This is a genomic window from Sulfitobacter sp. OXR-159, from assembly GCF_034377145.1.
Taxonomy (GTDB): Bacteria; Pseudomonadota; Alphaproteobacteria; order Rhodobacterales; family Rhodobacteraceae; genus Sulfitobacter.
The window spans coordinates 3092279-3117391 of sequence record NZ_CP139707.1 but is presented as its reverse complement, the minus strand read 5'-3'; the positions used below and the strand labels follow the sequence as shown (position 1 = coordinate 3117391).

Sequence of the window (25113 nt, the reverse complement as noted above, 5' to 3'; positions counted from 1 at the left end):
ATTAGGTGCAGCAAGTTGGCGCGCAGCAGGCCCGCGCAGTAGCGCGGCAGGGTCGGGATATGGACGGCCTGTGTCATGCGGATAGTTATACGCACCCGTTTTCAAATGGAAAGGGGGTGTTGCGGCTTTTGTTTGCCCCCGCGTCAGCGCCGCCTATCTGCCTATAGGCAAGGGGGATGCGGATGCAGCAAAGAGCGACACAACACAGGCATGCCACCGCATGAGCGCGCGGGTTTTGGTAATCGGTGCCAGCGGCGGTATCGGTGCGGCGCTGACGGCAGCGTTTCAAACGCGCGGTGATGAGGTGACGACACTCTCGCGCACGACAGACGGGTTCGACGTGACGGATGAGGCTTCGGTCACCACGGCGCTGGAGGGGCTTGGTGATCCCTTTGATGCGATGATTGTCGCCACTGGTGCGTTGGAGATCGACGGAGCGGCGCCGGAAAAGTCACTGCACGCCATCACGCAAAAGGCGATGCTGGATCAATTCGCGCTGAACGCGGTCGGCCCGGCGCTGGTGCTGCGCCACGCGGCAAGGCTTTTGCCCCGCGACAGGCGGGCGGTTTTCGCCGTGCTTTCGGCGCGGGTCGGCTCCATCGGGGACAACCGTCTGGGCGGTTGGATCAGCTACCGCAGCGCCAAGGCGGCGGTGAACCAAATCGTGCACACCGCCGCGATCGAGCTCAGCCGCTCCCATCCGCAAAGCATCTGCGTGGCGCTGCACCCCGGCACCGTCGAAACACCCTTTACCGAAAAATATCTGGGCCGCCATCCGGCGGTGCCGCCGGGGGAGGCCGCGGACAATCTGCTGCGGGTGATCGACGGGCTGACCTCGGAGGAGAGCGGCGGGTTCTTCGACTGGGCCGGAAAGGCGGTGCCGTGGTGAGCCGTTTGATCTTGGTCTTGGGCGATCAACTTTCCCTAAACCTGTCATCGCTGCGCGAGGCCGACAAGGCGCGCGATGTGGTGGTCATGGCCGAGGTCGCGCAGGAGGCGGAATATGTCCGTCACCACCCCAAGAAAATCGCACTGGTCTTTGCCGCGATGCGCAAATTTGCCCGCAAGTTGGAGGATGACGGTTGGAGCTTGCGCTATACCCGGCTGGATGATCCCGAAAACGCGGGCTCTCTCGTCGGCGAGCTGCTCCGCCGGGCGGAGGAGACCGGCGCGGGCGAGATAATCGCGACCGAGCCGGGGGAGTGGCGGCTGATCAACAAGCTGACCCATGCGCCGATCCCTACACGCATCTTGCCAGACGACCGTTTCATCGCCAGCCGCAAACGGTTCGAAGATTGGGCCGAGGGGCGCAAGGCGCTGCGGATGGAGTATTTCTACCGCGAGATGCGCCGCGAGACCGGCCTGTTGATGGAGGGCGACGATCCCGCAGGGGGCAAATGGAATTTCGACCACGACAACCGCAAGCCCCCGAAGGAGGGGCTGGAGTTCCCCCAGCCGCTCAGCTTTGCGCCTGATGCTGAGACCCAAGCGGTGCTTGACCTTGTGGAGACGCGCTATGGGGACAACTTCGGTGATCTGCTCCCCTTTGACTTTGCCACTACGCGCGCGGAGGCCCTGCAGGTCTTGGCGCATTTCATCACCCACGCCCTGCCGCGCTTTGGCGATTATCAGGACGCGATGCTGGAAGGGGAGCCCTATCTTTTTCACGCGCTGATCTCTCCCTATCTGAACCTTGGGTTGCTCGATCCGATGGAGGTTTGCCGGGCCGCCGAAAAGGCGTGGCAGCAGGGGGACGTGCCGATCAACGCTGCCGAAGGGTTCATCCGCCAAATCCTTGGATGGCGCGAATATGTGCGGGGCATCTATTTTCTTGAGGGGCCGGAGTATGTGGCGCGCAACGTGCTGCGACACGACCGCGACTTGCCTGCCTTTTACTGGGGTGCCGACACGCAGATGAATTGCCTGCGGCAAGCCATCGGGCAAACGCAGAAATACGCCTATGCCCACCATATTCAGCGATTGATGGTGACGGGCAATTTCGCCCTGCTGGCGGGGATCGATCCGCATCAGGTGCATGAATGGTATCTAGAGGTCTACGCGGATGCCTATGAGTGGGTCGAAGCGCCCAACACGGTGGGTATGAGCCAATTCGCAGATGGCGGAGTCATTGCCTCGAAACCCTATGTCTCGTCCGGGGCCTACATCAATCGCATGTCGGACTACTGCAAAGGGTGCAGCTACAGCGTCAGCGCGAAGGCGGGCAAGAAAGCCTGCCCGTTCAATCTGCTTTACTGGCACTTTCTTGACCGGCACCGAGAGCGGTTTCAGGGCAATGCGCGTATGAGAAACATGTATGCCACGTGGGACCGCATGGATGCCGACCGTCGTGAGGCGGTCTTGCGCGATGCGGGCAACTGGTTGCGGCGGCTGGAGGCGGGGGAGACGGTCTAATCCCGGTTAGCCCTCGGGTACAGGCCGCGGCGGGTGGATGTCCTGACTGTCCCGTGGTGCCTCTGCGCGGTCGAACATGCCATAGTCACGGATCACATGGGCAATGCGCAGGTGGTAATCGGTAAAGATTCCCTCGCGCCCTGCTGCCTGCGCGCCGCGGTGCGCGGTCAGCTTGCGCCAGCTCTGCACTGCCTCTTCATCGCGGAAGAAAGAGAGCGAAAGCAGCTTTTCGGGGTTGGTCAGGCTTTGGAACCGTTCGACAGAGATGAAGCCATCCACCTCATCCAGCAGGGGCCGCATCTTGGCCGCGACATCAAGGTATTCCTCGCGGCGGTCGGGGTGGGGGAAGACTTCGAAAATAACGGCGATCATGGTGGCTCCCTGCGGTTGCTGCCCCCATGCTAGCCCTAGTTTTCGGGCAAAGAAAAGGCCCGGAGATCACTCTCCGAGCCTTCTTTGTCCAAGTCTATGGTGGCTTAGCGCAGCACGTTATTGCAGCTTAGCGCACAACGTCGACGATCAGGTTCGTCTCGTTGTCAACGATCACGGTCGCGCCGTTGATGTTGACATAGCGGTATGTGGTTTCCGGGACCTCATAGGTGGTCACGGTCGTGGGGATGCCCGCGCCGACAACCACTTCACCGTCAAGGTACACGGTATCAACCGGGTTCTCGCGGACGTAGGTGATGGTGGATTCCTCTGGCTCAGCAGCGGCGGAACCTGCCGCACCACCTGCGATGCCACCGGCGATGATGCCACCAATCGGGCCACCAACGGCATATGCGGTTAGCGCACCCAGGGTCGCACCGGCAGCAGCGCCTGCGGTCTCATTCTCGGCGGTGCCTTCTGGATCTTCATAGGTCACGGTGCTGATTTCGACGGTCGCGGGGCGGGTGGTCAGAGCCACGGCCTGCTCTTCAACTTCAACGGCAAGGTAATCAGAATAGGACCAGCCCATCGCGTCGCCAAATTTGACTTGGCACCAGGATTGGCCGTCAAGGCAGCCTTCCACCATAGTGGCTTCGCCACCGGGGATGACACCGACGATGTCGTACTGCGGGCCGGGGCCCGAACGGATGTTAAGATCGGTTGCGGCATAGGCTTCGGCCGATTGTGCATAGACAGGTGCAGCGGCACCCAAAGCGATGGCAGATACCATTCCAAGTTTAACGATATTCATGTCTTAACCCTTTCTGTTCGGCGGGGAGTGCCCTGCGGGAAATCCGGCGCCGTTGTTGGTCGTGTTTGGACAACTGTGGGGGAGAGGGTTCGTTCCCCCATGGAGCCCGGAGCGCCCGGTTTTTGGCTCCCATTGCTCAATATTTGGGCGGTAACCTGCTGGCAGGTGGCGGGAAATCGCTTGCCTTTGGCGCTCAGGGAAAGATGGGAAACCAGAGAGGGGATCTAGGCGTTATCAGCCGTCGCGCCAGTGGGCGGGGTAGGGGTGCTCTGGCCGCGATGCCGTGACGCGCGGGCCGGGGGCGGAGCGATTTTTCCGCGGCTGGTTGTTAAAAAGGTGCTCCGCAACCTTCTGGGCGGTCTGCTGGTCAAAGCCCTCCGCTACGCAGTCCCCCACACTGCCGTTCCTTTCTTGCAAGATGCACAGGATGTCGTCCACTGCGCTATCTTCTTGAGCGCTATCTTCTCGAGAATTTTCCCGCTGCGGAAACGCCGCAGAGGCTGGGCCTCGCATCCAAACGCGGTGGGTGGTGTTGCGCCATTGGCAAAGGGCCAGCACCTCGGTCTGGTACAGGTCTTTGACCGGATTGAAATCGCCCGGCACCGCGCTCTGTCCGATGGCGGCCGCGGATTTGTTCTGTGCCGTGAGCAACAGCTCCCCCGCGTCCTGCGCCAAAGCGCGGAGCATCAGGCCGCGCAGGGGGAGGGCGAGGGTATCGGCACCGACCGCCGCACCAAGCCCTGCGAGGCGGGCGTGCAGTGTGGACTGTAAATCACCCCCCACCGGGACCGCGATCTGGCGCACATTTTCGGGCCCCAAAGCATCGGCTGCGATCGTCGCGGCCAGCGCGGCATCACGCCCCTCGGTCTGTTCGACCAGCACCTTGGAGGCTCCGGCTTTGGCGACATAATCCCGCAGGCCGACAACCAAAGCGCGGTAATCCCGCTCCAGTGCGCTTGGCTGCGGTGCGAGGTCTCCGGCCACGATCTGCCAACCCTCCGGTGCCCGTTCCAGATCGACATGGGCAATGGCCCTGTCAAAGGCAGGCAGGTGCAGCGCCAGCTTGCCACCGGGGTTCAGCGCGAAGGACGCGCCGTCAAAGACCGCCTCATCCTGCCCCCCGACCATATTGAGGCTGATCAGCGGCAACTCCGTCTCGATCACCCGCGCGACCATATGATTCAGCCGCCTGTTCATTGCGCCGCGTTGATGTGGGGCCGCATTAGGGATCAAAAGGAATTCGGCCCCCGTTTCGGCCTGCGTTTCGGCCACATCGCCAGTCCAGCCATCCGCCCCGATGGGGGAGCCGATGCGCAGCCCCTCAACAGCATAGGGGCCACTGATCGGACCTGCATCAAAGCGAGAGTGCCGCGCGGGGCTGTGTTGAAGCACCCGCTGGGCGATCCTGCCACCCTGTAGGATGAGGTAGGCGTTATGAAGTTTCGCCCCCTCGACCCAAGGCGCGCCAAGCGCCAAGGCGGGGCCGTGGGCGCAATGGGCGGCGAGCGCCTCAAGATGGGTCACGACATCGCGTTGAAAGGCTGGGTTATGCAGCAGCGCTTTCGCATCATGCCCGGTCAGGAACAGTTCGGGCAGGGCGACCAATTGCGCGCCCGCGTCGCGCCCGGCCTGCCAAGCCTCGCGCGCCAGTGCCGCGTTTCCCGGCAGGTCGCCGACGGTCGGGTTCAATTGCCCGAGGGTGAGGCGAAAACGGTCTAACATGCAAAGGCTCCGGGCTGGCTGGTGTGGGTTGGATGTAGCAGATCGGGCCGAGGGCGAAACCCCTGCGCGCAGGCTGGCCCGCCGCGCCGGGTGCGCGGGATCCGCCGAAACCGGCGTGCCTGTCCTGCAAACACGTTGCCTCTGTCCTCTATCACCCGTAACCTCAGGGCAAATGACACCTAACGAGATCGGGAAATTCCGCCCATGTTGCACCGCAGCTTGCCCCTCTGTCTGATCGCTCTTCTGGCCACGCCGCTTGCGGCGCAGGACGGGCAGGTGCTGACCAAGGAATATGACGATGGCGGCATCTATGAGGGCACGTTTCAAGGCGGTCTTCAGCATGGCACCGGCACCTATAAGCTGCCCAACGGCTATGAATATTCCGGCGAATGGGTCGAGGGCGAGATTAAGGGCGAAGGCGTCGCGCGTTTCCCCAATGGCTCGGTCTATGAGGGTAATTTTGCCAAGGGCAAGCCCGAAGGTCTGGGCAAGATCACCTTTGCCGATGGCGGCACCTATGAGGGCGAATGGGAAGCGGGCGCGATCATGGGCCAAGGCGTGGCGATCTACGCCAATGGCGTGCGCTATGAGGGTGAGTTCCGCAATGCCAAACACCACGGCAAGGGCGTGATGCAAAGCCCCGGCGGCTATGAGTACAAGGGCGACTGGATTGATGGCGTCAAACAGGGCGTCGGCACGATCACCTACCCCGATGGCGCGGTCTATGAAGGTGAAATCGAAGGCGGCAAACGCAGTGGCGAGGGCACGCTGACCATGCCCGACGGGTTGGTCTATGTGGGCTTGTGGAAAGACGGCCAGATCGACGGGACCGGCACGCTGACCCAGCCCAATGGCGATGTTTACGAAGGCACCTTGGTCGCGGGCCGCCGTGAAGGCAAAGGCAAGGTCACCTATGAGAATGGCGATGTTTATGAGGGCGACTTCAAAGACGACCGCCGCGACGGGCAGGGCACTTTCACCGGCACCGATGGCTATGTCTACACCGGCTCTTGGGTGGCCGGGCAGATTGAGGGCGAAGGTCAGGTGACCTATCCCGACGGGTCCGTTTACGTTGGCACCTTTCGCAATGATCTGGCCGATGGCACGGGCAAGATCACCTATCCCGATGGATCGACCTATGAGGGCGCTTGGGTGGCAGGCGTGATCGAAGGCGAAGGCATCGCCACCTATACCAATGGCGTGGTCTATGAGGGCGAATTCAAAGACGCCCGCAACCACGGCCAAGGGGTGATGACCTATGCCGATGGCTACCGCTATGAGGGCGGCTGGCAGGATGGTCAGCGCCATGGGCAGGGCAAGGCGACCTATCCCGACGGCACGGTCTATGAAGGCGCGTTCAGGAATGGGCAGCGTCACGGTCAGGGCAAGATCACCATGGCCAGCGGTTTCGTCTACGAAGGCGAGTGGACCGAGGGAGAGATCGAAGGGCAGGGCGTGGCGACCTATGCCAATGGCGATGTCTATGAGGGCACGTTCAAAGCGGGCAAGCGGCAGGGCAGCGGCACCATGCGCTATGCCAGCGGCGAAGAAGCCTCGGGCGATTGGGAGAACGGCGCGTTGAGCGATGGGACCGCCGGGGCGGCTTCTGACACCGCAGCCGATCCCGCAGCCGGCACCGCCTCTGGCGCCGCGGCGGAGACTCCTGCGGACGAAGCACAGCCTGCAGATGCGGCACCGGCAGCGGCAGACGCCCCCGATGAGGGCGTGTCAGACGACGGCACCGACGCCGACACCTCAGAGGTTGTGCCCCCCCCGACTGGCACCGCGGCAGACGGCGGCTGACCCCCGCCTTTGCTGGACAACGCCCGCGCCCTGTGGCAAGCCCGCGCGCAACAGGAGTACGCCAGATGTCCAACCCAACGATCACCCGTTTCGCCCCGTCCCCCACTGGCTATATCCACGTGGGCAACCTGCGCACCGCGCTGATGAACTACCTCATCGCGCGCAAGGCGGGCGGCACTTTCATCCTGCGCATCGACGACACCGATCCCGAGCGAAGCCGCGAAGAATACGTCGACGGCATCAAGCAAGACCTTGAATGGTTGGGGCTGGAATGGGACCGGGTCGAGCGTCAGTCGGAACGTCTGGACCGCTATCATGCCGCCGCCGAAGATCTGCGCGAAAAGGGCCGTTTCTACGAGGCGTTCGAGACGCCGACAGAGCTGGACCTCAAGCGCAAGAAACAGCTCAACATGGGCAAGCCGCCGGTCTATGACCGCGCCGCGCTGAACCTCTCCGACGATGAGAAAGCCGCGCTGCGTGCCGAGCGTGGCGATGGCGTTTGGCGGTTCAAGCTCGATCACCAGCGGATCGAATGGGATGACGGTATCTTGGGCGATATTTCCATCGACGCGGCCTCGGTTAGTGACCCCGTACTCATTCGTGGCGATGGGCAGATCCTTTATACCTTGGCGAGCGTCGTGGATGACACCGAAATGGGCGTGACCCATGTGGTGCGCGGGTCGGACCATGTGACCAACACCGCGACCCAGATCCAGATCATGCAGGCGCTTGGCAATGGGGCGGTGCCCTCGTTCGCGCACCACTCGCTGCTGACCGGCCCGCAGGGCGAGGCGCTGAGCAAGCGCCTTGGCACGCTGGCCCTGCGTGATCTGCGTGAGCAGGGGGTTCAGCCCTTTGCGTTGCTGAGCCTGATGGCGCGGTTGGGGTCGTCGGATCCGGTGGAACTGCGCACGGATATGGCGGAGTTGATCGAGGGTTTCGACATCAACCGCTTCGGCTCGGCGCCGACCAAGTTTGATGTGCAGGATCTGTTCCCGCTGACCGGGCGCTACCTGCAGCAACTGCCGCTTGAGGCGGTGAAAGACGATATCATCGCCCTTGGCGTGCCGGAAGACAAAGCCGCGCAGTTCTGGGCGGTTACCCGCGAGAATATATCGACGCTGAAGAATTTGGGGCCATGGTGGGCCATGTTCCGCGACGGGGCCGAGCCGGTGATTGCCGAGGAAGACCGCGAATTCGTGGCTCAGGCCATGCTGCTGCTCCCGGAGATGCCCTTTGATGAAACCACGTGGTCAAGCTGGACCGCCGCGGTCAAAGAGGCCACCGGGCGCAAGGGGCGCGGGTTGTTCCGGCCCCTGCGTTTGGCGCTGACGGGGCAGGAACACGGGCCAGAGATGGCGCAGGTTTTGCCGTTGCTCCAGACCGTCAAAGCACGCGGTTGAGGCGGGCCGAGGGCATTCGGGGGCGCTGCCCCCGGACCCCCGCGGGTATTTGAAAAAGGATGAATTAGAGCGGTTAGAAGTTCTTCTTTGTGAAGGGGGCTTCGTCGCGTGATTTCACCTGTAGCGACAAGCGGTCGATGTGGTGATCGACCACGGCGGTTTCTTCTGGCGTTAGGGTCTGGTGGCGCGGGTAGAGGGGCGCTGCGCGGTCGTTCAGGATAGGTGTGTCCCAGCCTTCGGTGGTGTCGAAGAAGCGCGCCGCGCCATCGGTGCCGAACTCGCGCAGGAAGCCTTGGACCACAACATCAAGATAGCTCAGCAGGATCACGTGATCGCCGTGGTCGACCGCGATTTCGAGCGGGATGGCGTAATGGGCGATGTCGGGTGCGGGGACCAGATCATGGACCACGGCGCCGCCTGAGGCGTGGCGTTCGTAGCTGTATTCACGCTGGTCCAGCGCCGCCCAATCCGCGCCCGGCACGGCGGCGATCAACCCGTCGATGCGGGTGCTTTGATCTTGCACCACAGAGAGGTAGACGATGTCGCGCCCTTCGGCGCGGACCCATTTGCGCCGCCAGCCGTCGAGCCGGGCGGGCCGGGCGTCGGGGTAGCTGTGGGTGTTGCGATTCACGAGGCTGCCGTAGCCGAAAAAATAGGGGGTCATGCGCGAAAGGTCCTGTATTTGTCGCGCGCACCAAAACATGTGTCGTATCCGGCCACAAGCATGCTTGACGCAGAGGTATGCGGCGGCATACGAAAGGCCCAATCGTCACGGGAGAATCGGTTAAAGCCGATGCCGAAGGAGCAACCGCCCCGGAAACTCTCAGGCCCCAGGACCGTGACGTGACCAAGACTCTGGAGAGATGCGCGGATGCGCACGCCGAAGGGATAACGATCTCAGGCGGAAGGACAGAGGGGGCATCATGCGCAGCGTTAGCGGCGCTAAGGTGCCGGCATGGTCAAAAGGTCATCCGGAAGCGACAGGAAAGGCGAACCGGATGAGCGAGCTCAAGCAGACGGCATTGCATGATTTGCATGTGGAACTGGGGGCCAAGATGGTGCCCTTTGCGGGCTATTCAATGCCCGTGCAATACCCTCTTGGCGTGATGAAAGAACATCTGCACACCCGCGCCGCCGCCGGGTTGTTTGATGTGAGCCACATGGGGCAGGTCGTGCTGCGGGCCAAGTCTGGCAGCTATGAGGATGTGGCCTTGGCGATGGAGAGCCTCGTGCCGGTTGATGTGCTGGGGCTTGCCGAGATGCGCCAGCGTTATGCGATGTTCACGGACGCCACGGGTGGTATCTTGGACGATCTGATGTTGGCCAATCTGGGTGATCATCTGTTCGTTGTTGTGAATGCCGGGTGCAAGGATGATGACATTGCCCTGATGAAAGAGGCGCTGTCGGATCGTTGTGATATCGAAGTTTTGGATGACCGTGCGCTTCTGGCCCTTCAGGGGCCGCAGGCCGCAGCGGCGCTGGCCCGCTTGCAGCCCTTGGTGGCGGATATGAAATTTATGGATGTTGCCAAGGATGTCGACATTGACGGGATCACCGTCACCCTGTCGCGCTCGGGCTATACGGGCGAGGATGGCTACGAGATTTCGGTCGCGAATGACGATGCCGTGGCTTTGGCGCGCAAGCTCTTGGCGCTGGAAGAGGTCGAGCCCATCGGTCTGGGCGCGCGTGACAGTCTGCGGTTGGAGGGCGGGTTGTGCCTTTATGGTCATGACATCGACACCACCACCACACCGGTCGAGGCGGCACTGAACTGGGCAATCCAGAAGGTACGCCGCAATGATGGTGAGCGTGCAGGCGGTTTCCCCGGTGCCGGCGTGATCTTGCAACAACTGGCCGGCGGCGCGCCGCGCAAGCGGGTGGGGTTGCTGCCCGAGGGCCGGGCGCCAATGCGTGAGGGTGTGGCGATTTTCGATGCAGCCGAGGGCGGTAATGAGGTTGGCACAGTGACTTCTGGCGGCTTTGGTCCGACGGTTGGCGGCCCCGTTGCCATGGGCTATGTCACCGCCGAGCATGCAAAGGTCGACACGCCGCTTTGGGGCGAGGTGCGCGGCAAGCGCTTGCCACTGACTGTCACGAAAATGCCGTTCGTCGCGGCGAACTTCAAACGCTGAATCTACACAGGGAAATCTGATATGAAATTTACCGAAGAACATGAATGGCTGCGCGTCGAGGGTGACGAAGTGGTCGTGGGCATCACCACACACGCCGCCGAGCAGTTGGGCGATGTCGTCTTCGTGGAACTGCCCGACGAAGGCACCACCGTCAGCAAGGATGACGAAGTTGTCGTGATCGAATCCGTCAAGGCGGCGTCGGACATCCTCGCCCCAATCGACGGTGAGATCACTGAGGTGAACAGCACGCTCACGGACAACCCCAGCATGGTCAACGATGACCCGCAGGGCGAGGCGTGGTTCTTCAAAATGAAGTTCACCGATGCCAGCCAGATGGACGACTTCATGGACGAAGCCGCCTACCAGAAATTCATCGGCTAAACCGCTGCGCGTGCCGGGGGACCGGCGCGCTGCTGATCACCTGCGTCGCCCGCTTTGGGCGGCGCGCCATAAACAGGGGGCGCCGCTGCCGCGCCGTGACGAGGAACCCGACATGAGCTTCAAGCCCACCGATTATTTGCCCTATGATTTCGCCAACCGGCGTCACATTGGCCCGTCCCCTTCCGAAATGTCGCAGATGCTCGACACCGTGGGCGCCGAAAGCCTTGATGCGCTGATCGACGACACCTTGCCCAAGGCGATCCGTGCGAAACAGCCACTTGATTTCGGCAAGGCGATGAGCGAGCGCGAGGTGCTTGAGCACATGCGCAAGGTTGCGGGCAAGAACAAGGTGCTCACCAGCCTTATCGGGCAGGGCTATCACGGCACCGTCACGCCTCCGGCGATCCAGCGGAATATTCTTGAGAACCCCGCGTGGTACACCGCTTACACGCCCTATCAGCCCGAGATTTCGCAGGGCCGCCTGGAAGCGTTGCTCAATTTCCAGACCATGGTGAGCGACCTTACCGGGTTGGAAATCGCCAATGCGTCGCTTCTGGATGAGGCTACCGCCTGCGCCGAAGCGATGACCATGGCGCTGCGCAGCTCGAAGTCGAAGGCCAAGGGCTTCTTCATCGACGCCAACTGCCACCCGCAGAACATCGCCGTGATGAAGACCCGTGCCGAGCCTTTGGGCATTGAAGTCATCGTCGGTGAACCCGAAGAGATGGAGGCCGAGAAGGTCTTCGGCGCGATTTTCCAATATCCCGGCACCTACGGCCATGTGCGCGACTTCACCGATCACATGGCGGCCCTGCACGAGGCCAAGGCCGTGGGCATCGTTACTGCCGACCCGTTGTCGCTGACCCTGCTGAAAGAGCCGGGCGCGATGGGGGCCGACATCTCCGTGGGCAGCACGCAGCGTTTTGGCGTGCCCGAGGGCTATGGCGGCCCGCATGCTGCTTATATGGCCTGCAAGGATTCCATGAAGCGCGCCATGCCGGGGCGGATTGTTGGGGTGTCAATCGACGCCCATGGCAACCGCGCTTACCGCCTGTCGCTGCAAACCCGCGAGCAACACATCCGCCGCGAGAAGGCGACCTCGAACGTCTGCACCGCGCAGGCGCTGCTGGCCGTCATGGCGTCGATGTATGCCGTGTTCCACGGGCCGGAAGGCTTGAAGGCCATCGCGCAGCGCATCCACCGCAAGACAGTGCGTCTGGCGAAGGGCCTGGAGGCCGCGGGCTTTGACGTGCAGCCCGAGAGCTATTTCGACACGGTCACCGTCGAGGTCGGCCCCTTGCAGGCCGCGGTGATGAAATCCGCCGTGGACGAAGGCATCAACCTGCGCCGTGTGGGCGCGACCAAGGTTGGCATCACCCTGGACGAGCGCACCCGTCCCGACACCATCGAAGCGGTCTGGCGCGCCTTTGGCATCCGTCAGGCGGATGATGATTTCACCCCTGAGTACCGCCTGCCCGACGCGATGGTTCGCACGAGCGACTACCTCACGCACCCAATCTTCCACATGAACCGGGCCGAGACCGAGATGATGCGTTACATGCGCCGCCTCGCGGACCGTGATCTGGCTTTGGACCGGGCGATGATCCCGCTGGGGTCTTGCACGATGAAGCTGAACTCAGCGGCTGAGATGATGCCGGTGACGTGGCGTGAATTCTCGCTGATCCATCCCTTCGTGCCCGCCGATCAGGCGCTTGGCTATCAGGAAATGATCGACGATCTGTCGAACAAGCTGTGCGAGATCACCGGCTATGACGCGATTTCGATGCAACCGAACTCGGGCGCGCAGGGCGAATATGCGGGGCTTTTGACCATCGCCGCCTATCACCGCGCCAAGGGCGAAGGGCATCGCAACATCTGCCTGATCCCGATGAGCGCCCATGGCACCAACCCGGCCTCCGCGCAGATGGTGGGCTGGAAGGTCGTGGTCATCAAGACGGCGGCCAACGGCGACATCGACCTCGACGATTTCCGCGCCAAGGCCGAGCAGCACAGCGAAAACCTTGCCGGTTGCATGATCACTTACCCGTCGACCCACGGCGTGTTCGAGGAAACCGTGCACGAGGTGACCAAGATCACCCATGATCACGGCGGGCAGGTCTATATCGACGGGGCCAATATGAACGCCATGGTGGGCCTGTCGCGCCCCGGCGATCTGGGCGGCGACGTGAGCCACCTCAACCTGCACAAGACTTTCTGCATCCCGCATGGCGGCGGCGGCCCCGGCATGGGTCCGATCGGTGTGAAATCGCATCTGATCGCGCATCTGCCGGGCCACCCGAACGAAGAGGGGGCCGCGGTCTCGGCGGCGCCTTACGGCTCGCCCTCGCTGTTGCCGATCTCTTGGTCTTACTGCCTGATGATGGGCGGTGACGGTCTGACGCAGGCGACCCGCGCCGCGATCCTCAATGCCAACTACATCGCCAAGCGTCTCGAAGGGGCCTATGATGTGCTCTATAAAGGGCCGAGCGGTCGGGTGGCGCATGAGTGCATCATCGACGTGCGCCCCTATGAGGAAACCGCGGGCATCACCAACGAGGATGTCGCCAAACGTCTGGTCGATTGCGGCTTCCACGCGCCGACGATGTCTTGGCCGGTGGCGGGCACGCTGATGGTTGAGCCGACGGAGTCAGAGACCAAGGCCGAGTTGGACCGTTTCTGCGACGCCATGCTGGCGATCCGCGAGGAAATCCGCGAGATCGAAGAGGGCCGGATGGACCGGGCCAACAACCCGCTGAAAAACGCACCGCATACTGTGGAGGATCTGGTTGTGGAATGGGGCGACCGGCCTTACAGCCGCGAACAGGGCTGCTTCCCCCCCGGTGCCTTCCGCGTCGACAAATACTGGCCGCCGGTCAACCGCGTCGACAACGTGCACGGCGACCGCAACCTGATCTGCACCTGCCCGCCGCTGGAGGACTACGCCGAAGCGGCGGAGTGATCAGACCACCAAGACAGCCAAAGGGCGCGGGATCATTCCTGCGCCCTTAGCATATCCGCAGGCCGGGCGTTCAGCGCCTTTAGCGCAAAGCCCAAGCCCGCGAGAACCGTCGCCAGCACCCCGCCTGCGATGATCATCAGCGCATTGGGCCAAATCACAGTGAAATCGGTCTCCATTACGTAATGGCTCACCGCCCAGCCACCCGCGATGCCTGCCATCAGCGCGACGCCCCCGGCAAAGAGACCCAGCAGGGCTGCGCGCAGTACAAAGCTGCTGGCAATGGTGCGTCGCGAAGCGCCCATGGTTTTTAGCAAGGCCGCCTCATAGCTGCGCGCTCCCGTGCCTGCGGCTGCCGCGCCGATCAACACCATGAAGCCGGTTGCCAGCGTCGCCAGCGCCCCGAACGAAATCGCCGAGGCCAGCCCCGCCAGCACCGCCGCCACCCGGTCGATTGCATCGCGCACCCGGATCGCGGTGATGTTGGGATAGGCTTCGGCCAAATCGCGCAGGATCGCGGTTTCGGCCTCGGGTTCGGCATAGACGGTTGAGATGAAACTATGCGGCGCGCCGGCCAGTGCAGCGGGGTTCATCGTCAGCACAAAGCCGATCCCGGCGGTGGAGAAATCAACCTCGCGGAAGCTGGTGATCTCGCCGGTGATGGCGCGGCCCAGCACGTTGAGGGTCAGGCTGTCGCCAAGGCTCAACCCCAGTTCCTCGGCCTCTTCGGCGGCAAAGCTGATCTGCGGCGGGCCGGTGTAGTCTTCGGCCCACCAGTCGCCCGCCGTGATCCGCGTGTCTTCCCCCGGCTTTGCGGCATAGGTGATGCCCCGGTCGCCGCGCACCACCCAGTGATCGCCCGCCACCTCTTGGGCCGGCTGGCCATTGATCTCGGTTACCACGCCGCGCAGCATCGGGGCGCTTTCAACCCGGCCGACTGCCGCGTCGCTGGTGAGCCTTTCGGTGAAACCGTCGATCTGATCCTTCTGGATGTCGACAAAGAAATAAGACGGCGCCACATCCGGCAGATTGCCCGAAATCGCACGGCGCAGATTGCCGTCAATCTGGCCCACTGCGGCCAAGACCGACAGGCCCAACCCAAGCGCCAGCACCACCGCCGTGGCCCCTTCGCCCGGCCCGCCAATCGCCGCCAGCGCCCACCGCAGGCGCGGATGCCCCCGCACGCGCTTGGCTGCGGCCCGCGCGATCAGCCGCAACACGGCTGCCGCCAGCGCCAGCACCGCCAGTGTCGCCGCCAAACCGCCAAGGGTCCAAAGCGTGAGCGACCACGATCCGTTAAACCAGCCCGCTAGCGCCAAGAGCGCGGCCAAGAGCAGCGCCATCGCCACAAGGTAGGGCGCGCCGGGCAAAGGCGATTGGCGCTGCCAGTCATCGCGAAACAGGGTGGCGGCACGCACGTCAGCGCTTCGGGCCAGCGGCCAAAGGGTGAAAAGCGCGGCCGTGAGCAACCCGTATAGCGCGGCCTCGGCCAGCGGGGCGGGATAAATCGCAAAACGGGCGGGAAGGGGCAGTTGCGCTTCGATCAGCGGGGAAAGCACCAGCGGCAGCCCAGCACCGATCAGCAGGCCAAGCGCCACGCCTATCACGGCCAGCAGCCCGACCTGAATGAAGTAGGTCTGAAAGATCGTCGCCCGCGTCGCGCCCATGGCGCGGAAGGTGGCGATCACGGCGGTCTTGCGTTGCAGATAGGCCCGCACCGCTGCCGCCACGCCAACCCCGCCCACCGCGAGGCCCGACAACCCCACCAGCACCAGAAAGGCGCTGAGCCGTTCGACGAAACGCGCCACGCCGGGCGCGCCGTTGCGGGCATCGGTCCAGCGCATCCCGGCCTCGGCAAACCGCGCCTCGGCCTCGGATTCCAACGGGTCAAGCGCGGTGCCTTCGGGCAGATCGAGCCGATATTTGCTGTTAAAGAGCGTCCCCGGTGCGAGCAGGCCCGAGCCATCCAGCGCGGCGCGCCGCACCAGCGTGCGGGGGCCGAGCGAGAAGCCACTGGCGGCGGAATCCGGTTCGCGTTCAATCAGGGCCGTCAGGCGAAATTCGGTTTCGCCGAGGGCAAAAACATCCCCCGGGGCAAGGCCGAGCCTGTCCGACAATGCACGTTCCATCACGGCACCGGGCCGTCCTTCGGGACCGGTCTCAAGCGCCTGCTCCAGCGGCAGGGCAGGGTCCAACACCATCTCACCGATCAATGGATAGAGGTCGTCCACCGCCTTGACCTGCGTCAGCGCGCGTTCAGAGGTGTCCCCCGCGCCGACCACGGCCATAGAGCGGAACTCAACGATTTCGGATACACGTTCGGCCCGCTCGGCCATCCACGCCTGCTCATCTGGGCTGGCCGATCGATAGGTGAAATCAAGTTCGGCATCGCCGCCCAAAAGTGCGGCACCCTCGGCTTCCAGCCCCGCTTCAATCGCAGCGCGGACCGAGCCTACGGCGGCCAAAGCGGCCACGCCGAGCGCGAGGCAGGCCAGCAGCAGACGAAAACCGCGCAATCCGCCGCGCATCTCACGGCGGGCGAAACGGGCCGCGAGGGACAGGCTCATGCGAGACGCCCGTCGGCCAATTGCACCACCCGGTCACAACGCGCGGCCAGATCGTCGGCATGGGTCACCAGCACCAGCGTCGCGCCATGGCGGTCGCGCAGTTCAAACAGCAGGTCCATGATCGCTGCGCCATTGCGGCTGTCGAGGCTGCCTGTCGGCTCATCCGCCAGCAGGATCGCCGGGCGCGGGGCGGCGGCGCGGGCGAGGGCCACGCGCTGCTGCTCGCCGCCTGACATCTGCGCAGGGTATTGATCAATCCGGTGGCCAAGACCGACGGCCTCCAACTCGCTGCGCGCGCGGTCAAAGGCGTCCTCCGCCCCCGAAAGCTCCAGCGGGGTGGCGACATTTTCCAGCGCGGTCATGGTGGGAATGAGGTGGAAGGACTGAAACACAATCCCCATGCGGCCTTGGCGAAACTGGGCCAACCCATCCTCGCGCAGCGCGCTGAGATCATGGCCAAGGGCCATGACCTTGCCGCCCGTGGCACGCTCAAGCCCGCCCATGACCATCAGCAGCGAAGATTTTCCCGATCCCGACGCCCCGGTCAGCGCGATGCTTTCCCCTTGCTGGACCTGCAGCGAAATGCCGCGCAGAATATCGACGGTTCCGGCATTGCCCTTGAGGCTTAACGTGACATCTTGAAGGTCATAGACTGGGTCGCTCATCGGGCCGCCTTTGTTCTGAGTATCAGTTGGATATGGAGGTCCGTGAAGGATGCGCAAGGTATTGATCTGTTGTGCCTTTATTTTAGGCAGCGCGGCACAGGCCGAAGAGGTGGTGATCGCCGCCCTTGGCGACAGTCTGACCCAAGGCTATGGCCTGCCCGCCGAAGAGGGGTTCGTGCCGCAATTGCAGGCGTGGCTGGATGCCGAAGGCGTTGAGGCGAAAATCGTCAACGCGGGTGTTTCGGGCGATACGACGGCAGGCGGGCGGGCGCGGGTGGATTGGACCCTGACGCCCGAAGTTGACGCGATGATCGTGACGCTCGGGGGTAATGACATGCTGCGCGGGCTGGACCCGGCGCAGGCGCGCGGCAACATCGATGACATTCTTGCGGCGGCAAAGCGCGCCGAGGTTGAGGTGCTGCTGGTCGGCATGTCGGCACCGGGCAATTACGGCGCGGGGTATAAGGCCGAATTCGAAGCGCTCTATCCCGACTTGGCCGAAGCCCATGGAACGCAGTTCTACCCGGATTTCTTTACCGGACTTCTGGCCGAAGAGAAGGGCGCGGCCAGCGCGCGAAGCGAGACGATCCAACGCTATTTTCAAGGGGATGGTATCCATCCCAATGCCGAAGGCGTGGCGCTGATCGTGGAGGACATCGGCCCGGCGGTGGCCAAGCTTGCCGCACAGGCCGCAGAGATCCGCTAACAAGAAACGGACGCCGCAGCGTCCGTTTCAATCATCAAAATGTGGCCCGGTCAGGCCAGCGCGATGTTGCTCGCGCTTTCGCGGCCATCACGGCCTGCTTCGACATCAAAGGTAACCTTTTGATTGTCGGCAAGCCCGGTCAGGCCTGCGCGCTCTACTGCGGAAATGTGGACAAAGATGTCTTTGCCGCCGCTGTCCGGCGCGATGAAGCCGTAGCCTTTTGTCGTGTTGAACCATTTGACGGTGCCAGTAGCCATGACCCGTGTCTCCCTCTGTCTGATCTGCCCGCAACATGCGGCAGCGCGGCTCGGTCGAATTCGTGATCGCTGGAGCCTTAGGGCAGCCGGGTCGAAAAGTCTTCGCGTCGCAGTTGTGATATTGGAATCTCTATTTTTAAAATCAAGGATTTTTACGGGGCGGCATGGGGCAAGCAAGGAAGCGCCCATGAAATATAACCTGCCTGTTACAAAACTGGCAGGTGTCACGGGTTTTTCGGGAAGTCGCGCTTTTCAAAAATTTACCAGTTGATAAAAAAATGATTCCGTGTGAGCATTTTCAAAACACCAAGAAAACGACAGGGATTTTGATATGGCACGAGATGTCTTTGAGCCGGGGATCGTTCCGGGGCGGTTAGAGCCGCAGAACTACGCAGAGGGGTTTTCGGATCTCCATCCACCCTTGGACGAACATGAGGCTCTGGTCGCGGCGGACCGCTGTTACTTCTGCCATGACGCACCTTGCATGACGGCCTGTCCGACCGACATCGATATTCCGCTGTTCATCCGCCAGATCGCCACCGGCACCCCCGATGCGGCGGCCAAGACGATCCTCAGCCAGAACATCCTTGGCGGCATGTGTGCACGGGTCTGCCCGACCGAAACGCTTTGCGAGGAAGTCTGCGTGCGCGAAGTGGCCGAGGGCAAGCCGGTCTTGATCGGCCAGTTGCAGCGCTATGCGACGGACCATCTGCAACAACAGGGCAAACATCCGTTTGAGCGTGCGGCCCCTACGGGCAAGCGCGTTGTCGTCGTCGGCGCAGGCCCGGCGGGTCTGTCCTGCGCCCACCGTCTGGCGATGCTGGGCCATGAGGTCGAAATCCTTGACGCACGGCCCAAGCCCGGCGGGCTTAACGAATATGGCATCGCTGCTTACAAAACGCCGAACGGCTTTGCGCAGGCCGAGGTAGATTGGCTGATGCAAATCGGTGGCATCACCTTCCGGCACGAGGTTGCTGTGGGGCGCGATGTCACGCTTGAGGAATTGAAGACCGACTATGACGCGGTTTTCCTCGGCATGGGGCTGGTGGGCGTCAATGCGCTTGGGGCCGAAGGCGAGGATAAGGCCGGGGTCGCCAATGCGGTCTATTTCATCTCTGAACTGCGCCAGTCGGGCGACATGTCAGGCGTGCCGATTGGCCGCGACGTGGTGGTCATCGGTGGCGGCATGACGGCAGTCGATGCCGCGGTGCAGGCGAAACTGCTGGGCGCGCTGAACGTGACGCTGGTCTACCGCCGTGGGCGGGACCGGATGAACGCGAGTGTGTTTGAGCAAGACCTCGCCGCCTCCAAAGGGGTGCGGATCGTGACCCATGCGGTGCCGATCGCGGTGCATGGCAATGGCTCGGTGCGCGAGATCGAGTTTGAATATGTCGATGAGGCAATGAAGGGCACCGGCCAAACCCTGCGCCTGCAAGCGGATCAAGTGTTCAAGGCCATCGGTCAAACGCTGTTGGGCGACGGGCTGCCCGAACTCGACGGGCGCAAGATCAAGGTTGATGGCACCGGGCGCACCAGTCTGGATGGCGTTTGGGCCGGGGGCGATTGCGCCAGCGGTGGTGATGACCTCACCGTGACCGCCGTGGCCGAGGGCCGCGACGCGGCGATGGACATTCACACCACATTGATGGGGGCGGCGGGCTGAGGCCGCGCCGAGAGGGAGACATAACATGGCTGATCTGAGAAGCGAATTCATCGGGATCAAATCCCCCAACCCGTTCTGGCTGGCCTCGGCGCCGCCGACGGACAAGGAATACAACGTGCGCCGCGCCTATGAGGCGGGCTGGGGCGGGGTGGTCTGGAAGACCCTCGGCATGGAAGGCCCGCCCGTGGTTAACGTCAATGGCCCGCGCTATGGCGCGATCTATGGCGCGGACCGGCGGCTGCTGGGGCTCAACAACATCGAATTGATCACCGACCGCCCGCTGGAAGTGAACCTGCGCGAGATGAAGGCGGTGAAACGCGACTACCCGGATCGGGCGCTGATTGCCTCGATCATGGTGCCTTGCGAGGAGGAAGCGTGGAAAGCGATCCTGCCGCATGTGGAAGAAACCGGGGCCGACGGGATTGAGCTGAACTTCGGTTGCCCCCATGGCATGGCCGAGCGCGGCATGGGGTCCGCCGTGGGGCAGGTGCCGGAATATATCGAGATGGTCACCCGCTGGTGCAAGATGTACACGCGGATGCCGGTGATCGTGAAGCTGACGCCGAACATCACCAATGTGCTCTACCCCGCCGAGGCCGCCAAGCGCGGTGGCGCGGATGCGGTGAGCCTGATCAACACGATCAATTCGATCACCTCGGTCGATCTGGACCTCTTTGCGCCAGAACCGATGATCGACGGCAAGGGCACCCATGGCGGCTATTGCGGCCCGGCGGTGAAGCCCATTGCGCTCAACATGGTGGCCGAGATTGCGCGTAATCCTGAGACCCACGGCCTGCCGATCAGCGGCATCGGTGGCGTCACCACATGGCGCGACGCGGCGGAGTTTCTGGCCCTCGGCGCGGGCAACGTGCAGGTCTGCACGGCGGCGATGACCTATGGCTTCAAGGTGGTCCAAGAGATGATCTCGGGCCTGTCGGAGTATATGGACGAGAAGGGCATGACCTCGGTCGATGAGCTTGTGGGCCGCGCGGTACCGAACGTCACCGATTGGAACCAGTTGAACCTGAATTACGTCGCCAAGGCGAAGATCGATCAGGACTTGTGCATCTCTTGTGGCCGCTGCTTTGCCGCCTGCGAGGATACCAGCCACCAAGCCATCGCCATGTCGGAGGATCGCACCTTTACCGTGATCGAAGAGGAATGCGTGGCCTGTAACCTTTGCGTCAATGTGTGTCCTGTCGAAGACTGTATCTCAATGGAAGAATTGGCCGTAGGTGCCACCGACCTGCGCACTGGCAAGACGGTAACGCCGGACTACGCCAACTGGACCACGCACCCCAACAACCCCTCTGCCAAAGCGGTTGAACCGGCAGAGTAAGTCAAGGCCGCCGCCCTGCGTTCAGGAGTTTCTGCGCGACGGGGCGGTGGTTTCGGCAGATGGCTGCGGGACCATCCGTGCCAGATCGCGCCGCGCCGCAATCACTGCCATGGCCGCATCCCGCGCCATCTCTTCGCGCGGGATCGGTCGCGTGATCGCCGCTTCATCAGACCCCTTTGCATCCAGCCCCTTCGCATTTCGCGCAGACCCTGCGCCGTTAAAATCGCCTACATTCATCACTGCCCCTTTAAACACTAAGGAGCCCACACCCGTAGGCAGATTGCGGCGGAAATGTTAATGGGGGATTAAACGCGGTCCATCTCTGGCGGCTATGGTTAACCGTTTGCCGATGGCTCCGGCAGGTCCAAAAGCGCGCCAAACATCGCCTGAAGATGCGCCTGCGCGCGGGGGCGGGGATCGGTCTCGGGTCCGAGCAGAATTTGCGCCTGCGCCTCGAAATCCGCGTAGTGCTGCGTTGTGGCCCAGATGGAGAAAATCAGATGTTGCGGGTCCAGCGGGGGCAGTTTGCCCGCTGCCACCCAGCCCGCGATCACGGCGCATTTCTCGTCAAAGAGCGGTTTGAGGTGGCGCTTCAACTCTGGCTCGATCCGCGGCGCGCCTTGCAGGATTTCATTGGCGAAAAGACGGCTCTCGCGCGGCAGTTCGCGCGACATGGTCAGCTTGCGTTCGACATAGTCCAAAATCTCGCTCCGGGGGTCGCCTTCGGGGTCCAGTTCCACCAGTGGGTCGAGCCATGTTTCCATCAGCTGCGACAGCAAAGTGACGTGAATGTCTTCTTTGCCATTGAAGTAATAGAGAATATTCGGTTTGCTCAGCCCAGCCTCGGCGGCGATCTGATCCAGCGTGGCACCCCGGTAGCCATGTTTGGAAAAGACTTCGAGCGCGGCATCCAGAATCACCCGGCGGTTGCGTCTTTGGATGCGGCTGGGTTTTTTGGCGGTGCTTTCGGGCAAGGCAATGATCCTTGGTGCTGCTAAAAAAGGCGTTTGCCGGGTCGGCGGTGGGTTGTTTCAAACCAGTTCTTGACAGAGCCTAACCTAATCGCAATCGTGGATTTACCAAATGGTAAAAAAACAACACGGCCCAAGCCGATGACAGAGGAGTGACCTATGCCCGCGCCCGGAGAGAACCTCAAGATTGATCCCGACCGTCTGTGGGATTCCTTGATGGAAATGGCCCAGATCGGCCCCGGCGTGGCGGGGGGCAATAACCGCCAGACGCTGACGGACGAAGACGCCGAAGGCCGCGCCCTGTTCCAGAAGTGGTGCGAAGATGCGGGCTGCACCATGGGTCTGGATCAGATGGGCAATATGTTCGCCCAGCGGGATGGCACCGACCCCGATGCGCTGCCGGTCTATGTGGGCAGCCACCTCGACACCCAGCCGACGGGCGGGAAATACGATGGCATCCTCGGCGTACTCGGCGGATTGGAAATCCTCCGCACGATGAATGACCTGGGGATCAAGACCAAACACCCGATCGTCGTGACCAACTTCACCAACGAAGAAGGCACCCGTTACGCCCCCGCGATGCTGTCGTCGGGGGTTTTTGCTGGTATTCACACGCAGGACTGGGCCTACGCGCGCACCGATGCCGAGGGCAAAACCTTTGGCGATGAGTTGCAGCGCATCGGCTGGAAGGGCGACGAGGAAGTGGGCGCGCGCAAGATGCATGCCTTCTTCGAATTGCACATCGAACAGGGCCCGATCCTAGAGGCCGAGGGCAAGGATATCGGCGTTGTGACCCACGGTCAGGGCCTGAGCTGGACGCAGGTGACGATCACCGGCAAGGACAGCCACACCGGCTCCACCCCGATGCCGATGCGCCGGGATGCCGGTCTTGGAATGGCGCGGGTGTTGGAGAAGGTGAACGAGATCGCGCTCAGCCATGCGCCCCATGCGGTGGGGGCGGCGGGCCATATCGAAGTCTACCCAAATTCGCGCAACGTGATCCCGGGCAAGACGGTCTTTACCGTCGATTTCCGGTCGCCCGAACTGGCCGTGATCGAGGATATGGAGGCCCGTCTGCGCGACGAGGGCCAAAAGATCGCCGATGATATGGACATGCAGATCGAGTTTGAAAAGGTCGGCGGTTTCGACCCCGTGGCCTTTGATGATGGCTGTGTCACGGCTGTGCGCAACGCCGCCGAGCGGTTGGGCTACAGCCATATGAACCTGATTTCGGGCGCGGGGCATGACGCCTGCTGGATCAACCGGGTGGCGCCCACGGCGATGGTGATGTGCCCCTGTGTCGATGGTCTGAGCCACAACGAGGCTGAAGAGATCACCAAGGATTGGGCCAAGGCGGGGGCGGATGTGCTGCTCCACGCGGTGCTGGAGACAGCGGAAATAGAGGGCTGAACACGCGGGCGGAGGTCTGGGGTGCTGCCCCGGCCCCCCGACGTGAATTGCCAGAAAAGATGGGGAGAAGAAGATGAGCAAGGTAATCAAGGGTGGCATGGTTTGCACGGCGGACCGGACATGGAAAGCCGATGTCCTGATTGAGGGCGAGAAGATCAAGCAGATCGGTGAAGACCTGAAGGGCGACGAATATATCGATGCCGAGGGCGCCTATGTGATCCCCGGCGGGATCGACCCGCATACGCATCTGGAGATGCCCTTTATGGGCACTACGGCGGCTGAGACCTTTGAGAGCGGCACATGGGCCGCGGCGGTGGGCGGCACCACGATGGTAGTGGACTTCTGTCTGCCCGGCGCCGATGGCAGCATCAAGAACGCGATCAACGAGTGGCACCGCAAATCCGCGCCGCAGATCTGCAGCGACATCGGCTATCACATGGCGATCACCGGCTGGGACGAAAACGTCTTTAACGAGATGAAAGACGCGGTCGACATGGGGGTGAACAGCTTTAAGCACTTCATGGCCTACAAAGGCGCGTTGATGATCGAAGATGACGAAATGTTCGCCTCCTTCAAGCGCTGTGCGGAACTCGGCGCGCTGCCGATGGTCCATGCCGAGAACGGCGATCTGGTGGCCGAGCTGCAGCAGAAGTATTTCGATCAAGGCATCACCGGGCCAGAAGGCCACGCCTATTCCCGTCCGCCTGAGTTGGAAGGCGAAGCAGCAAACCGCGCGATCACCATCGCTGATACCGCCGGCGTGCCCCTGTATATCGTGCACGTCTCTTGCGAGCAGACCCACGAGGCGATCCGCCGGGCGCGGCAAAAGGGGATGCGGGTTTATGGCGAGCCGCTGATCCAGTTCCTGACGCTGGATGAGTCTGAGTATTTCAACAAAGATTGGGACCACGCCGCGCGGCGCGTCATGTCGCCGCCGTTCCGCTCGAAAGACCACCAAGACAGCCTTTGGGCTGGTTTGCAGGCGGGCAGCTTGCAGGTGGTGGCGACGGATCACGCGGCGTTCAGCACCGAGCAGAAGCGTGCAGGCCGCGATGATTTCCGGATCATTCCCAACGGCTCGAACGGGCTGGAAGAGCGTCTGGCCGTGCTTTGGACCGAAGGGGTAGAGACGGGGCGGCTTACGCCCAACGAATTCGTCGCTGCGACCTCGACCAATATCGCCAAGATCCTCAATATCTATCCGCAGAAGGGTGCGATCGTCGAAGGGGCGGATGCCGATATCGTGGTCTGGGATCCGAAGATCACCAAGACGATCAGCCCTGCGAACCACCACTCCATCCTTGATTACAACGTCTTTGAAGGGTTCGAGGTCAAGGCGCAGAGCCGCTATACCCTCAGCCGCGGTGAGGTGATCTGGGCTTGGGGTCAAAACAGCCAGCCGCAGCCGGGACGTGGGCGTTTCGTGCCGCGCCCAGCCTTCCCAAGCGCCAATGTCGCGCTCAGCAAGTGGAAGGAGCTCAACAGCCCCAAGATGATCAAGCGCGATCCGCTGAACATTCCGGCGGGGATCTGAGCGATGTAAAAC

22 protein-coding genes and 1 riboswitch are annotated in these 25113 nt (G+C 62.6%); of the genes, 13 read left to right on the top strand and 9 right to left on the bottom strand.

Going from position 1 to position 25113, the window contains the following annotated elements:
- Positions 1 to 163 precede the first annotated feature (163 nt).
- Together T8A63_RS16005 and T8A63_RS16000 are read left to right on the top strand one after the other, a co-directional pair.
- Entirely contained in the window at positions 164 to 889 is a 726-nt protein-coding gene (locus T8A63_RS16005; RefSeq protein WP_322345756.1) for an SDR family NAD(P)-dependent oxidoreductase, read from the top strand.
- A complete protein-coding gene (locus T8A63_RS16000) occupies positions 886 to 2412 on the top strand; it encodes a cryptochrome/photolyase family protein (protein ID WP_322344401.1) in 1527 nt (508 codons plus the stop codon). The genes T8A63_RS16005 and T8A63_RS16000 overlap by 4 nt, the downstream gene beginning before the upstream one ends.
- Before the next feature lie 6 nt (positions 2413 to 2418).
- Here the strand turns inward: T8A63_RS16000 and T8A63_RS15995 are convergent, their stop codons facing one another.
- The 3 genes from T8A63_RS15995 to T8A63_RS15985 all read right to left on the bottom strand — a co-directional run bounded on the left by T8A63_RS15995 (position 2419) and on the right by T8A63_RS15985 (position 5314).
- Positions 2419 to 2784 (bottom strand): antibiotic biosynthesis monooxygenase, encoded by a 366-nt coding sequence (locus T8A63_RS15995; protein ID WP_322344400.1) that lies wholly within the window; start codon positions 2782 to 2784, stop codon positions 2419 to 2421.
- Between the two features lie 127 nt (positions 2785 to 2911).
- On the bottom strand, positions 2912 to 3592 hold the full coding sequence (locus tag T8A63_RS15990; RefSeq protein ID WP_322344399.1) for a DUF1236 domain-containing protein: 681 nt from the start codon (positions 3590 to 3592) through the stop codon (positions 2912 to 2914).
- A gap of 234 nt (positions 3593 to 3826) precedes the next feature.
- Entirely contained in the window at positions 3827 to 5314 is a 1488-nt protein-coding gene (locus tag T8A63_RS15985; RefSeq protein ID WP_322344398.1) for a nitrilase-related carbon-nitrogen hydrolase, read from the bottom strand.
- 204 nt (positions 5315 to 5518) lie between these two features.
- On the opposite strand from T8A63_RS15985, the gene T8A63_RS15980 reads away from it, so the two are divergent.
- Both T8A63_RS15980 and gltX read left to right on the top strand, forming a co-directional pair.
- Entirely contained in the window at positions 5519 to 7117 is a 1599-nt protein-coding gene (locus tag T8A63_RS15980) for a 2-isopropylmalate synthase (protein WP_322344397.1), read from the top strand.
- Positions 7118 to 7182: 65 nt separating this feature from the next.
- Positions 7183 to 8520 carry a glutamate--tRNA ligase gene (gene gltX / locus T8A63_RS15975; RefSeq protein ID WP_300055471.1) on the top strand — a complete coding sequence of 446 codons (1338 nt, stop codon included), beginning with the start codon at positions 7183 to 7185 and terminating at the stop codon, positions 8518 to 8520.
- A gap of 73 nt (positions 8521 to 8593) precedes the next feature.
- On the opposite strand, the gene T8A63_RS15970 is transcribed toward gltX, so the two are convergent.
- Positions 8594 to 9184, bottom strand: a complete 591-nt coding sequence (locus tag T8A63_RS15970; protein WP_300055474.1) for a gamma-glutamylcyclotransferase family protein — start codon at positions 9182 to 9184, stop codon at positions 8594 to 8596.
- Positions 9185 to 9282: 98 nt separating this feature from the next.
- Positions 9283 to 9369: riboswitch (glycine riboswitch) on the top strand.
- A 149-nt stretch (positions 9370 to 9518) separates the two neighbouring features.
- Here T8A63_RS15970 and gcvT point away from each other — a divergent pair.
- From gcvT to gcvP, 3 genes are all read left to right on the top strand, one after another.
- On the top strand, positions 9519 to 10652 hold the full coding sequence (gene gcvT / locus T8A63_RS15965) for a glycine cleavage system aminomethyltransferase GcvT (RefSeq protein WP_322344396.1): 1134 nt from the start codon (positions 9519 to 9521) through the stop codon (positions 10650 to 10652).
- 21 nt (positions 10653 to 10673) lie between these two features.
- A complete protein-coding gene (gene gcvH, locus T8A63_RS15960; RefSeq protein ID WP_067938476.1) occupies positions 10674 to 11033 on the top strand; it encodes a glycine cleavage system protein GcvH in 360 nt (119 codons plus the stop codon).
- A gap of 112 nt (positions 11034 to 11145) precedes the next feature.
- The gene (gene gcvP, locus T8A63_RS15955; RefSeq protein WP_322344395.1) at positions 11146 to 13992 is read left to right on the top strand and encodes an aminomethyl-transferring glycine dehydrogenase; all 2847 of its coding nucleotides are present in this window, start codon (positions 11146 to 11148) and stop codon (positions 13990 to 13992) included.
- Between the two features lie 32 nt (positions 13993 to 14024).
- Here the strand turns inward: gcvP and T8A63_RS15950 are convergent, their stop codons facing one another.
- Positions 14025 to 16556: an ABC transporter permease gene (locus T8A63_RS15950; protein ID WP_322344394.1), complete on the bottom strand. Its 2532-nt coding sequence runs from the start codon at positions 16554 to 16556 to the stop codon at positions 14025 to 14027.
- Entirely contained in the window at positions 16553 to 17221 is a 669-nt protein-coding gene (locus tag T8A63_RS15945; RefSeq protein WP_067623362.1) for an ABC transporter ATP-binding protein, read from the bottom strand. Before T8A63_RS15945 ends, T8A63_RS15950 begins: the two co-directional genes overlap by 4 nt.
- Before the next feature lie 49 nt (positions 17222 to 17270).
- On the opposite strand from T8A63_RS15945, the gene T8A63_RS15940 reads away from it, so the two are divergent.
- On the top strand, positions 17271 to 17927 hold the full coding sequence (locus tag T8A63_RS15940; protein ID WP_322344393.1) for an arylesterase: 657 nt from the start codon (positions 17271 to 17273) through the stop codon (positions 17925 to 17927).
- Between the two features lie 50 nt (positions 17928 to 17977).
- On the opposite strand, the gene T8A63_RS15935 is transcribed toward T8A63_RS15940, so the two are convergent.
- Positions 17978 to 18184, bottom strand: coding sequence for a cold-shock protein (locus tag T8A63_RS15935; protein WP_067623368.1), 207 nt, complete (start codon positions 18182 to 18184; stop codon positions 17978 to 17980).
- On the opposite strand from T8A63_RS15935, the gene T8A63_RS15930 reads away from it, so the two are divergent.
- The 3 genes from T8A63_RS15930 to preA are packed head-to-tail and all read left to right on the top strand — an operon-like array spanning position 18183 to position 21186.
- Positions 18183 to 18455, top strand: a complete 273-nt coding sequence (locus T8A63_RS15930; protein WP_150121181.1) for a hypothetical protein — start codon at positions 18183 to 18185, stop codon at positions 18453 to 18455. The two genes, T8A63_RS15935 and T8A63_RS15930, sit on opposite strands and share 2 nt — an antisense overlap.
- 60 nt (positions 18456 to 18515) lie before the next feature.
- Positions 18516 to 19847 carry an NAD(P)-dependent oxidoreductase gene (locus tag T8A63_RS15925; protein ID WP_322344392.1) on the top strand — a complete coding sequence of 444 codons (1332 nt, stop codon included), beginning with the start codon at positions 18516 to 18518 and terminating at the stop codon, positions 19845 to 19847.
- A 25-nt stretch (positions 19848 to 19872) separates the two neighbouring features.
- Positions 19873 to 21186 carry an NAD-dependent dihydropyrimidine dehydrogenase subunit PreA gene (gene preA, locus T8A63_RS15920; RefSeq protein WP_067623374.1) on the top strand — a complete coding sequence of 438 codons (1314 nt, stop codon included), beginning with the start codon at positions 19873 to 19875 and terminating at the stop codon, positions 21184 to 21186.
- Between the two features lie 21 nt (positions 21187 to 21207).
- Here preA and T8A63_RS15915 read toward each other — a convergent pair whose 3' ends face one another.
- Both T8A63_RS15915 and T8A63_RS15910 read right to left on the bottom strand, forming a co-directional pair.
- Positions 21208 to 21423 carry a hypothetical protein gene (locus tag T8A63_RS15915; protein ID WP_322344391.1) on the bottom strand — a complete coding sequence of 72 codons (216 nt, stop codon included), beginning with the start codon at positions 21421 to 21423 and terminating at the stop codon, positions 21208 to 21210.
- A 98-nt stretch (positions 21424 to 21521) separates the two neighbouring features.
- On the bottom strand, positions 21522 to 22160 hold the full coding sequence (locus T8A63_RS15910; RefSeq protein WP_322344390.1) for a TetR family transcriptional regulator C-terminal domain-containing protein: 639 nt from the start codon (positions 22158 to 22160) through the stop codon (positions 21522 to 21524).
- A 156-nt stretch (positions 22161 to 22316) separates the two neighbouring features.
- Between T8A63_RS15910 and T8A63_RS15905 the strand changes: the two genes are divergently transcribed.
- Together T8A63_RS15905 and hydA are read left to right on the top strand one after the other, a co-directional pair.
- A complete protein-coding gene (locus T8A63_RS15905) occupies positions 22317 to 23567 on the top strand; it encodes a Zn-dependent hydrolase (RefSeq protein WP_322344389.1) in 1251 nt (416 codons plus the stop codon).
- 73 nt (positions 23568 to 23640) lie between these two features.
- Positions 23641 to 25101 carry a dihydropyrimidinase gene (hydA, locus tag T8A63_RS15900; RefSeq protein ID WP_322344388.1) on the top strand — a complete coding sequence of 487 codons (1461 nt, stop codon included), beginning with the start codon at positions 23641 to 23643 and terminating at the stop codon, positions 25099 to 25101.
- Positions 25102 to 25113: the final 12 nt, after the last annotated feature.